The 10,741-nt window shown below is 73.6% G+C and carries 9 protein-coding genes; 4 read left to right on the top strand and 5 right to left on the bottom strand.

The window, feature by feature from the left end:
* The first annotated feature begins 64 nt into the window (after window positions 1-64).
* The 3 genes from ACFYYJ_RS17570 (at window position 65) to ACFYYJ_RS17580 (ending at window position 2,105) form a co-directional block, all read left to right on the top strand.
* On the top strand, window positions 65-265 hold the full coding sequence (locus ACFYYJ_RS17570; protein ID WP_385120141.1) for an MbtH family protein: 201 nt from the start codon (window positions 65-67) through the stop codon (window positions 263-265).
* Window positions 266-349: 84 nt separating this feature from the next.
* On the top strand, window positions 350-1,681 hold the full coding sequence (locus ACFYYJ_RS17575) for an MFS transporter (protein WP_389133353.1): 1,332 nt from the start codon (window positions 350-352) through the stop codon (window positions 1,679-1,681).
* Window positions 1,682-1,856: 175 nt separating this feature from the next.
* Complete coding sequence (locus ACFYYJ_RS17580) at window positions 1,857-2,105, top strand: hypothetical protein (RefSeq protein ID WP_385367205.1); 249 nt, start codon at window positions 1,857-1,859, stop codon at window positions 2,103-2,105.
* An 89-nt stretch (window positions 2,106-2,194) separates the two neighbouring features.
* On the opposite strand, the gene ACFYYJ_RS17585 is transcribed toward ACFYYJ_RS17580, so the two are convergent.
* Together ACFYYJ_RS17585 and ACFYYJ_RS17590 are read right to left on the bottom strand one after the other, a co-directional pair.
* Entirely contained in the window at window positions 2,195-2,770 is a 576-nt protein-coding gene (locus tag ACFYYJ_RS17585; protein ID WP_389133357.1) for a hypothetical protein, read from the bottom strand.
* Between the two features lie 97 nt (window positions 2,771-2,867).
* Entirely contained in the window at window positions 2,868-3,902 is a 1,035-nt protein-coding gene (locus ACFYYJ_RS17590) for a LuxR C-terminal-related transcriptional regulator (protein WP_385366661.1), read from the bottom strand.
* Between the two features lie 257 nt (window positions 3,903-4,159).
* Between ACFYYJ_RS17590 and ACFYYJ_RS17595 the strand changes: the two genes are divergently transcribed.
* Window positions 4,160-4,387 (top strand): response regulator transcription factor, encoded by a 228-nt coding sequence (locus tag ACFYYJ_RS17595; RefSeq protein WP_385366660.1) that lies wholly within the window; start codon window positions 4,160-4,162, stop codon window positions 4,385-4,387.
* Here ACFYYJ_RS17595 and ACFYYJ_RS17600 read toward each other — a convergent pair.
* From ACFYYJ_RS17600 to ACFYYJ_RS17610, 3 genes are all read right to left on the bottom strand, one after another.
* Window positions 4,381-5,808 carry an MFS transporter gene (locus ACFYYJ_RS17600; RefSeq protein WP_389133360.1) on the bottom strand — a complete coding sequence of 476 codons (1,428 nt, stop codon included), beginning with the start codon at window positions 5,806-5,808 and terminating at the stop codon, window positions 4,381-4,383. The genes ACFYYJ_RS17595 and ACFYYJ_RS17600 overlap by 7 nt on opposite strands.
* Window positions 5,809-5,855: 47 nt before the next feature.
* Window positions 5,856-7,394, bottom strand: coding sequence for an amino acid adenylation domain-containing protein (locus ACFYYJ_RS17605; RefSeq protein ID WP_389133362.1), 1,539 nt, complete (start codon window positions 7,392-7,394; stop codon window positions 5,856-5,858).
* A 107-nt stretch (window positions 7,395-7,501) separates the two neighbouring features.
* Window positions 7,502-10,735 (bottom strand): amino acid adenylation domain-containing protein, encoded by a 3,234-nt coding sequence (locus ACFYYJ_RS17610; protein ID WP_389133365.1) that lies wholly within the window; start codon window positions 10,733-10,735, stop codon window positions 7,502-7,504.
* Window positions 10,736-10,741: the final 6 nt, after the last annotated feature.

A 10,741-nucleotide genomic window follows, 5' to 3' on the forward strand; every position in this document is an offset into this window, starting at 1 on the left:
GACCCACCTGAAGCGCCGTACCCCGAAGACCCTTCCGCATTAACGATCCCACGAGGAGAACACCGTGAACGAGTCGTCCCCGCAGCAGTACCTGGTCGTCGCCAACGACGAGGAGCAGTACTCCCTCTGGGAGGCCGGCCGGCCCGTCCCGCTCGGCTGGCACGACCAGGGCGTGCGCGGCACCAAGGAGGAGTGCCTCGCGCACATCGAGCGGGTGTGGACCGACATGCGCCCGCTCAGCCTCCGCGTGAGCATGGCCGGCTGACCCGACGACCCCCGGGCACCACGCCGCCCGGCAGACCCCACCGGGGGCTGCCGGGCGGCGCGGCGGTGCCGGAAGGAACCCCGTATGACCAGCTCGTACCCCGGCGGCTCCGCGTCACCGCGCCGCCGCACCCCGCTGGCCGCCCTGGTGGCCGCCTCCGGGATCTCCTCGCTCGGCATGGCGGCGACCCTGGTCGCCGTGCCCTGGTTCGTCCTGCACACCACCGGCAGCGGCACCCGGACGGGTCTCGTCGCCACCGCCGAGGTGCTGGGCCTGCTCTGTTCCGCCGTGTTCGCGGGTCCGGTGGTCGACCGGCTGCCCGTGCGCGCGACGAGCATCGGAGCGGACCTGTCGACGGCCGCGGCGATCGGCCTGATCCCCCTCCTGCACGCATGGGACGCCCTGCCCCTGCCCGTCCTGATCGTCCTGGTCTTCCTGGTGGGTGCCGCGCGCGCGCCTTCCGACACCTCCAAGCAAGTGCTCCTGCCGCAGGCGATGGCACGTGCGGGGGTCACGGCGGAGCGGGCCACGGGAGCCGTCGAGGGAGCCCGCCGGATCGGCATGATGGCGGGGGCGCCGCTGGCCGGTCTGCTCATCGCGACGGTCGGCCCCGTGCGCACCTTGTACGCGGACGTGGCGGCGATGGCGCTGGTCGCCCTCCTCGTGGCGACCTCGGTGCCGGCGTCGGCCCGCGCCCGCGCGGCCGACGGCGTACCGTCGCGCGGTGCGTACGGGCAGGAACTGCGCTTCGGGCTGGGGCAGTTGCGCAGGGACCGGCTCCTGGGGGCGATGGTGGGGGTCCTGATGCTGACCAACGCCTTGGACGGGGCGCTGAACGGCGTGCTCTATCCGGCGTACGGGACCCAGGTGCTGCGCAGCAGCGCCCTGTTCGGGGCGATGGTGACCTCCATGGGCGCCGGAGCGCTGCTCGGGGCGACCCTGTACGGCTGGGCGGGCCACCGGATGCCACGGCGCGCCGTCTTCGTCGGGGCCTTCGTCCTCGTCGGGGCGGTGCGGTGTGCCGCACTGGCCGCCGAGCCCCCGGTGGCGGTGCTGCTGACGGTACTGGCCCTGTCCGGCATCGGATCGGGGGTCGTGGGTCCGCTGATGATGTCGGTCGCCTACGAGCGGGTGCCCGAGGAGGTCCGCGGGCGGGTGTTCGGTCTGCTGGTGGCCGCCGCGCTGGCGGCGACCCCGCTGGGGATGCTCGGCGCGGGACTGGCCCTGGACGCCCGGGGTCTGGTGGCGGCGCTGCTGGGCACGGGGGCGCTGTACCTCGCGGTCACGCTCGCGCCGCTGGTCTTCCCGGTGTGGCGGGAGCTCGACGCCCGGGTCCCCGCGGAGGCCGCGGAGGCGCCGATCGGGCGGGAGGTGGGCCCGCCGGTCGCCGTAGGGGCAGGCATCCTGACCGAATAGGTGAGACATGAGAGGATTTGCGGCCCCTCACCATCGCGCCAGGCAGCTTGATGAACAGTCTGATCGATCACCGAAGTGCCCCGGGCACGGCAAGGTTGGTCATGCACCGACCGGCGCGGACGGCCCACAAAGTGGTTCGCGCCGAGACCAGACCGCTCGTACTCCTGGGGATCCCATGCTCAAGCGTTACGTCATCGCCCTGTCCGTGACCGCGGCCGCTCTGCTGCTGCCCGCCGGCGCCGCTCAGGCCGCCGACGACACCTCGGACGCGACCACCGTGACGACCACCACCGGGGGCGAAGGCAGCACGACCACCCCCCAGGCGCCCCGTCAGATCGTCACGCCCTCCGGCCACGTGGTGACCGTCGGCGCCACGACGAACGGCCGGGGGCGCGACACGAACGACAGCTCCTGGGGCGGCTGATCACCCCGGCCCGCAGGGGCCGAGGAATCGAAAGGGGGGAGGGAGGATCGCGACGAGATCCTCCCTCCCCCCTTTGGTACACCGAGCCGTCAGTCACCCGCACCGTCGAGGGAGACGACGGCGTACCGCGCCTCCGGTGCACCGACGCACCTGCGCGACCACCGGGCCGGTACGTACAACAGCTCGCCGGGCAGCAGCCGGCACTGGAAGGACTCCTGCCGGCCGCTCTCGCCGGTCCCGGTCAGCTGCCAGGTCACGGCGCCGGCGATCTGGTGGATCAGCAGGTGCTCCCGGTCCCCGGGCTGCCCGGTCCAGACGGAATCCACCCCGACGCCCGGGGCGGACCCGACCGTCTCCACCCGGTCCAACCGGACCGACAGGCCTGTCAGGGAGGCCAGTTCGGCGGTGAACCGGTCCACCTGCGCGGGGCGCACCCCGCCACCCGCCGGACCCGCCCCGGCACCGCCGGCGCCACGGGTGCCGTCGGGTCCATCCGCTTCTTCGACGTCGTCGGCGTCGTCGACGTCATCGACGTCGCCGAACGCCGGGTTGTCGTACTCGGGCCACAGCACACCCGGCGCCCGGTCCAGGTGGACCGAGAGGAACAGGACGATCTCCCGCAGGTGCGGGGCCTCCCGTTCGCAGGCATCATCCGGCATGTCCATCACGTGCCCCTCTTGTTCGGCTGCTCCGCAGCTCCCATCCCAGCAGCATGCGACACGCCGGCCACCCGCGACAGACACGAGAACGCGTGACACCAGGTCAGGAGGGCTGCACCGGGGCGCCGTCCACATCCGCTTCCAGGTCCAGCAGGCCGCGCGCGGCGGCGGCCACACCGGCCTGGAAGCGACTGCCCGCACCCAGCTCCTGCATGATGTCGGCGATGTGGCGCCGGGCCGTGCGCAGCGACATGCCGAGGCGCCGCGCTATGGCTTCGTCCTTCAGCCCGGCCGCGAGCAGCCGGATGATGGTCTCGTGGATCTCCCGGGCCACCTCTTCGAGCCCCTGGCCCGCCGCGGCCGAGAACGGCGAGGCCAGGTCCCAGGTCTGGTCGAAGATGTCGCACAGGTACGCGACGGTCGAGGGCTCGCGTATGACCACGGCGCCCCAACTTCCGTCCGAGACGGGTATGAAGGCCAGTTCCCGGTCGAAGGCGATGAGCCGGCCGAACAGTTCGTGCGCGGTGCGGTACTGCGCCCCCAGTGCGGAGGTGGCGGCGACGTAGGCCTGGCTCGGCCCGTTGAAGCGGGCCGTGTGGTGGTAGAGGGTCCGGATCGAAATCCCCCGCTGGAGCATCGTCTCGTCCCGCCGCAGCGCTTCCTGCATCGCCTCCGGCACCCGGCTGCCGCCCCCGGGCTGCGAGCTGAGCATCTCGGTCGTGCAGTTGAGAGAGGCCCGGTTGAGCGCCCCGCGCACGTCCTCCAGGCTCTCCAGGACCTCCAGCGACTCCCCCGTGGAGCGGCGGCCCAGGTAATGGGGCAGGAAGCGCCCCAGGTCCTCGCGGATCCCGCTGATCTCCCGCTGCTGCTCGCGGATCCGCGCCTCCAGGGGCGCGACGAGCTGTTCGGCGGCCGTGTCCGGGGCCACCGCGAAGGCCACCGCCGGGTCGATCGGACTCACGTGCAGCAGGCGTGAGGCGCGCAGGCGTGCCACGCTGCGCCGGACCCCGTCCGTGTCGTGCCCCGTACCTGCGGCCACCGCGTCCACGTCCACCGTGCGGTGTTCGAGCACCCAGCCGTAGACATCGATGTCAACATCAGCGTTGTTCGGATCCGGCTCCACGTCAGATGTCTGCATTGCCCCACTTTGCCTTTTTCGCCCCTGGTCGCTTTACTGCCAGGCACTTTGGTGAGGTGCCCGCCCCCTGGCGCCAGGATATGCAGGGCGAAAGGCTGTACCCGTCGAACAGCAGCGGGTGTCCGGCCACTTCAGGCCCCGGACGTCCGAAACGGTGCGATCACGCCCGGCGTGATCGCACCGTCACCGTCACCGGGGCCCCGAGCCCCGCTGTTCGCCACTCCCCTCCACCTTCGATCCGGAATCCGGAGCCCCACATGCTGCAGACCACGCTCACCGCCCGCGCGCCGGAGCTGCCCGCCCTGACCCCCCGCGAGCGGGAGGTGCTCGCCTACCTCGCGCAGGGGGACACGTACCGGATGATCGCCGGCCGGATGGGGCTGAGCCCGCACACGGTCGACACCTACCTGCGTCGGCTGCGCAGCAAGACCGGCGCGGTGAACCGGACCCAGCTCACCCACATCGCCTTCCGGCTGGGCTACTGAGCCGGCCGCGCGGCCCCGGCCTTGGCACCGGCCCCGGCCTCGGCACCGGCCCCGGCCCCGGCCCCGGCTACGGCACCGGCCTCAGGGGCGTCGTCCTCGAACTCGCGCATCCGCCGCAACGGGGAGCAGAGCAGGACCAGCGGGGCCGCCGACAGGGCGGCGGCGCACAGCCACAGCGCGTTCCGCACGCCCAGCAGTTCGCCGAGGAGTCCCGCCAGCAGGCCGCTCAGGGGCAGCACGCCCCACACCAGGAAGCGCATGGTGGCGGTCATCCGACCGAGCAGGTGCGGCGGGCAGACCGTCTGCCGGTAGGTGACCTGGCAGATGTTGTACAGGGTGACGCCGGCCGACTGGACGAGTGACCCGAGCACGAACAGGCCGATCCGCCAATCGTCGTCGGCGAGCGGGAGCAGCAGGCCGAAGGGCATGGTCACCAGCAGGGACAGCCACGTGAGCCGGGCCGCGCCGACGGCCCGGGTCACCCGGTCCGCGGCGGTGGCCGCGAGCACCGAGCCGATCGTGGCCGTCGTCAGCACCCAGCCGATGGCCGCGGGCGGCAGCCCCACGGTCCGGGTCAGGAAGAGCACCTCGATGGCCATCACCGCGCTGAGGAAGAGGTTCACAGCGGCCGTGTTCAGGGCGATCAGCCGCAGGATCCGGTGGCTCAGGACATAGCCCAGCCCCTCGCGGATGTCACGGAGCAGGTGCCGGCGCGGGGCGGGCTCCGGCTTCTCCTCCCGGGCCCCGATCCGCCCCAGCAGGACCACGGAAACCATCGAGGTGACCGCCTGCCCGGCCAACGTCCCGGCCGCGCCCAGCAGTTGCACCAGGAAGCCGGCGATGCCGGGGCCGGCGAACTCGGCTCCCGAACGCACGGTCTCCAGCTTCGAGTTCCCCGCGATCAGGGTGTCCTTGCCGATGAGGGTCGGCAAGTAGCTCTGATCGGCCACGTCACCGAAGAGCCGGGCGCAGCCGAGGAGCAGGGCGACCGCGTACAGCAGCGGCATCGAGTGCAGGTCCAGCAGGTAGGCCACCGGCAGCGCCGTCAGCAGGACGGCGCGCGCCAGATCGGCGCCCATCATCACGCGGCGCTTGCGCATCCGGTCCACCCAGGCTCCGGCGGGCAGGCCCAGCAGCAGGAACGCCGCGTGTTCCGCGGCGGACAGCAGACCGGCCTGCCACGCCGAGGCGTCGAGGGTGAGCACCGCCATCAGCGGCAGGGCCACGTACGTGATGCTGCCGCCGAGCTCGTTGCAGACGTGCGAGGACATGAAGAGCCGGAAGTCCCTGCGCCGCCGGCGCTGCACGGCCTGCACGGACTCGGCGGACCCTGTCGGCTCGGCGGACCCTGCCGGCTCGGCGGACCCTGTCGGCTCGGTGGACTGTGTCGGCTCGGCGGACTCGTCGGTGGTGACGGACACGGGTGCGTTCCTTGTCTGGTCGCGGACCGGGTCCGCGGGCTGCTGGTTCATCGGAAGTCGGGCGCGGGGAGCGCCCTGGGGTCGAGCTTGCCGCCCGGGGTCCGCGGCAGCCTGTCCATCAGTGTCACCACGGCCGGTACGAGGTACCCGGGCACCTTGGCCAGAAGGTGACGGCGCAGGGCGTCCGGGGTGAGAGGGCTGCCGGGGGTGACGGCGGCCCAAGCGGCCAGTTGCGGACCGTCGGCCCCCTGGGCGGCGCGGGCGACCACGTCGACGACGTCGGGGTGGTCGGCCACGGCCGCCTCCACCTCCTTGAGTTCGACCCTGTGGCCGCGGATCTTGACCTGATCGTCGGCGCGCCCGAGGAAGACGATCGGGCCGCCGGGCGCGCGGGTGACGCGGTCGCCCGTGCGGTACATGCGCTCGCCCGGGGCTTCGGCGAAGGGGTCGGCGACGAACCGCTCGGAGGTGAGCCCCGGTCGGCCGTGGTAGCCGCGCGCCAGGCAGGAACCCGCCAGGTACAGTTCGCCCGCGGCGCCGGGGGGTGCCTCGCGCAGCTCCTCGTCGAGGACGTAGGCGCGTACGCCCGCCAGCGGTTCGCCGAGCGGAATCAGCTCATCGCCCGCGAAGGCGGCCGGTTCGGCCGGTCCCGGTTCGTAGGAGGTGGCGGTGATGGTGGACTCGGTGAGGCCGTAGCAGCTGATCACCGGGGGACGACCGGCGGCCGTCCAGCGTGCCAGGTCCGCGGTGCGGCCCGCGTCGCTGCCGATCACCACGCGTCGCAGTGCGGACGGCAGCGGCCGCGGGGAGCGCTCCAGGTCCTTGGCCCACTGCGACCAGTACGGGGTCGGCAGGTTGACGACGCTGATCCGCTCCTCGTCGAGGAACGGCTCCAATTCGGCGGGCGAGAGGACGTTGTCCTTGACGAAGACGGCCGTGCCGCCCGTGCACCAGGTGGGCAGGGCCTCTTCCAGGCTGACGTCGAAGGCGGGGGCCGCGAACTGCAGGACCGCGTCCCCGGCGGTCAGCCCGTAGCGTTCGGCCAGGGTGCCGACCTGTGCGGCGAGTCCGGCGTGGCCGACCGCCACGGGCTTGGGCTGCCCGGTGGAGCCCGAGGTGAAGAGGACGTAGGCGAGGGAGCCGGGGGCGACGTCGGCGGGCCGGACCTGCGACGCGGGGGCCGCGGTCGAGGTGGAGGCCCAGAACAGCTCGCTGCCGGTGCGGCGTTGCAGCATCGCCGCCGCGTGGGTGTCCGGCGCGACCGCGTGCCGGGTCCCCGCCGCCCGCAGCAGGGTGCGCAGCCGATCGTCGGGGGCGTCGAGGTCCACCAGGAGGGGGGCCGCGCCCGCGTACCAGATCCCCAGCAGCCCCACCGCCCAGTGAACGCCCCGGCGCACCCCCAGGAGCACGGTGTCCTCCGGCCCGGCGCCGGCGGCGCGCAGTTCCTCGGCCACCGCACGCGCCCGCCGGTCGAACTGCCGGTACGTCAGCTCCCCTTCGGGTGCGCGGACCGCGGTGGCCTCGGGCGTGAGCCCGGCCCGGTGCGCGATGCGCTGGGGCACGGGGGTGGTATCGGTGGGGCTCATGGTGGTGGTGTCTCCTGGGGGTGCGGGCGGGGTCTTCGCAAGGGGGGTGCGGCCTGTGACCGCGTGGCCAGGGGCCCGAGGGCGCCCGGCCGCGCGGTCACGCGTGGTCAGCCCTGATCACGGGAGCGGGGGCGCAGGGCGGGGCGGGCGGGTGCGGTGGCGGCCTCGGCCAGGCGGGCGGCGATGCCCGCCGGCGTGGGTGTCTCGAAGAGGTCGCGGATGCCCAGTCGTACGCCCAGCTCCGTGCCGATGCGGCCGGCGAGCCGGGTGGCGAGCAGCGAGTGGCCGCCGTGGGCGAAGAAGTCGTCGTCCATGCCTGCCTCCTGCAGACCGAGGACGGACGCGAAGAGCTCGCAGACCGTCTTTTCGGCGGGCGTGGCGGGCAGCCGGCCCGCCGGCCGGTGCACGGTGGCCGGGTCGGGGAGCGCCTTGCGGTCGAGCTTGCCGTTGACGGTGAGCGGGAACCGCGGCAGGTGCAGGAACAGCGACGGCACCATGTAGTTGGGCAGGTTCCTGCCCAGTTCGGTACGGACCTCCTCGGCGGTGGGCGTGCCGGTGAAGTAGCAGACGAGCCGCTGCTGGCCCGCGTGGTCCCGGTCGACGGCGACGACGGCCTCGCCGACGCCCGGTACGGCGCGCAGCGCGGTCTCCACCTCGCCCAGTTCGATGCGGTTGCCGCGGACCTTGACCTGGTGGTCCTGGCGGCCGAGGAAGTCGAGCTGGCCGTCTGCCCGCATCCGGGCGAGGTCGCCGGTGCGGTACATGCGGCTGCCGGGGACGGCGGAGAACGGGTCGGGGACGTAGCGCTCGCTGGAGCGGCGCGGGTCGCGCAGGTATCCGGGGCCCACGCCGGTGCCGCCGATGAAGAGTTCGCCGGGCACGCCGGGCGGTACGGGGGCGAGCGCGGCGTCCAGCAGGTAGAGGGTGTTGTTGCGCAGCGGGCGTCCTACGGGAAGCCGGCCGTGCTCCAGCTGGGCGTGCACGTCGGGGCCGATGAAGGCGTGGGTGTTGTCGTCGGAGCACTCGGTCAGGCCGTAGGCGTTGACGATCGCGGCCTTCGGATGGCGCGCGTACCAGCGGGTGCACAGTTCGGGGGGCAGCACCTCGCCGTTGACGATGAACCAGCGCAGCTCGGGCAGGGCCGGCGGCAGTACGCCGGTGTCCCAGAGGTCCACGGCGGCGCGGACGAAGGAGGGCACGGTCTCCAGGACGGTGATCCCGCGGCGGGCGGCGTCGTCGAAGAGGGCGGCCGGGTCGCGGGCGGTGTCGCGGGTGACCAGGTGGACCTGTCCGCCGGTGATCAGCGGGGCGAGCATCTGCCACACGGAGATGTCGAAGGTGAGCGGGGCGTTCATCACCACGCGGTCGCCGTCGCCGAGGCCGAGGTCCTCGACCTTGGCCAGGAGGTGGTTGTTCATGCCCCGGCGGTGGACCATGGCGCCCTTGGGCTTGCCGGTGGATCCCGAGGTGAAGCAGACGTAGGCGAGGGCGTCGGGTCCGCCGGCCGGGGCCGGCCGCTCGTCCGGGGCGGCGGCCGCGTCGTCGATGACCAGGACGGGCAGGCCTCCGGGGACGGCGGCGGCGATCTCCTCGGCGCGGACGCGCTGTTCGGGGGCGGCCAGCAGCCGGGCGATCCCGCCGCTCGCGAGGAGGTCGGCGGTACGGGTGACGGGGCCTTCGGGGTCGAGGGGGACGTAGGCCGCTCCGGCGCCGAGGATGCCGAGCATCGCGACGGGGACCCGGGCGGTGGGCTCGCTCAGCACCGCGACGAGGTCGCCGGGGCGCACCCCGTCGTCGATGAGGGTCAGGGCGAGGGCGTCGGCGCGGGCGACGAGGGCCGCGTAGCTCAGCTCGCGGCCGGCTTCGTCGGTGGTGGCGACGGCGTCGGGCCGGCGCTCGGCCTGCTGCCGTACGCGCTCGACCGCCTCCGCGTACTGCTCGTCGCGCGCCGTGTCGTTCCATTCGACCAGGACGCGGTGGCGTTCGGCGGGCGAGAGCAGGTCCACGGTGCCCACCGGGCACGACGGGTCGTCGGCGACGGCTTCCAGGAGCCGGGCGAGCCGTTCCAGGAGGGCCTGGGCGGTGTCCCGTTCGAACACGTCCGGCCGGTAGTCGATCTGCAGGCGCATTCGGTCACCGGGGATGGCGGTCAGCGAGAGCGGGTAGTGGGCGGCGTCGAACGGGTCCACTCCGGTGACCCGGAGCCCGCCCGCTCCGAGGGCGGCGAGGCCGGCCTCGTCGACCGGGTAGTTCTGGAAGGCGACGCAGGAGTCGAAGAGCTCCCCCGCTCCGGCGAGGCGCTGGATCTCGACCAGACCCAGGTGGTGGTGGTCGATCAGGCGCGCCTGCTCGTCCTGGAGCCGTTCGAACAGGGCGACGAGGGACTCCGCGGGGTCGATCCGCACGCGGACCGGCACGGTGTTGATGCACAGGCCCACGATGTCGGCGACGCCGGGCAGTTCGGGGTCGCGGCCGCTGACGATGGCGCCGAAGACCACGTCCTCGGAGCGGATCTGCCGGCCGAGCAGGAGCGCCCACGCGCCCTGGAGCAGGGTCCCGGAGGTGATCCGGTGGCCGCGCGCGAGCGCGCCGAGCCGCTCGGTCAGGGATTCGGGGAGGTACGTCTCCACGCGGTCGGGCAGGACCGAGCCGGGCGGCGGGGACACGGGCGCGGTACGGGTCCCGCCCGCGAGGCCGTCCAGGGCGCGGGTCCAGGCGTCCTGGGCGGCGGCCGTGTCGCGGCTGTGGAGCCGGCCCAGGAAGGCGGAGTACGGGGTGACCGGGCCCAGGGGCGCGTCGTCGGCGTGGTGCAGGGCGAGGAGTTCGCGCACCAGGACCGGCCAGGACCAGCCGTCCATCAGGACGTGGTGGTAGGTCAGCAGCAGCCGGTGGGACAGCGGACCGGTGCGGATGAGGGTGAAGCGCAGCAGCGGCGGCCGGGCGAGGTCGAAGCGGGTGGCCCGGTCTTCGGCGAGGAGGGCCTCGACGGCGACGGCGCGCTCGGCCGTGCCGAGTCCGGAGAGGTCCGTCTCCTGCCAGGGGGCCCGTACGCCGCGCTGGACGACCTGGGCGGGCTCGCCCGTGGCGCGGCGCAGGAAGCCGGCGCGGAGGTTGGCGTGCCGTTCCAGGACGGTGTCGGCGGCGGCGCGCAGCCGGTCCGCGTCGAGGGGGCCGTCGAGGTCGAGGAGGAGCTGGGCCACGTAGACGTCGTGTTCGTCCTCGTCGAAGAGGGCGTGGAAGAGGATGCCGTCCTGGAGCGGGGAGAGCGGCAGGACGTCCTCGACCAGGGACCGTGCGGCGGGTGCGGCGGCCGGGTCGGGAGTGGTCGGCGGGTGGTTCACGGTGGT

This window comes from Streptomyces sp. NPDC002467, from assembly GCF_042889825.1.
Lineage (GTDB): Bacteria > Actinomycetota > Actinomycetes > Streptomycetales > Streptomycetaceae > Streptomyces.

Bases quoted from the DNA above. Each gene is read 5' to 3' on its own strand.
- ACFYYJ_RS17590 (WP_385366661.1), bottom strand. From the start codon at position 3,902: ATGCAGACATCTGACGTGGAGCCGGATCCGAACAACGCTGATGTTGAC.
- ACFYYJ_RS17585 (WP_389133357.1), bottom strand. From the start codon at position 2,770: ATGGACATGCCGGATGATGCCTGCGAACGGGAGGCCCCGCACCTGCGG.
- ACFYYJ_RS17575 (WP_389133353.1), top strand. From the start codon at position 350: ATGACCAGCTCGTACCCCGGCGGCTCCGCGTCACCGCGCCGCCGCACC.
- ACFYYJ_RS17595 (WP_385366660.1), top strand. From the start codon at position 4,160: ATGCTGCAGACCACGCTCACCGCCCGCGCGCCGGAGCTGCCCGCCCTG.
- ACFYYJ_RS17605 (WP_389133362.1), bottom strand. From the start codon at position 7,394: ATGAGCCCCACCGATACCACCCCCGTGCCCCAGCGCATCGCGCACCGG.
- ACFYYJ_RS17580 (WP_385367205.1), top strand. From the start codon at position 1,857: ATGCTCAAGCGTTACGTCATCGCCCTGTCCGTGACCGCGGCCGCTCTG.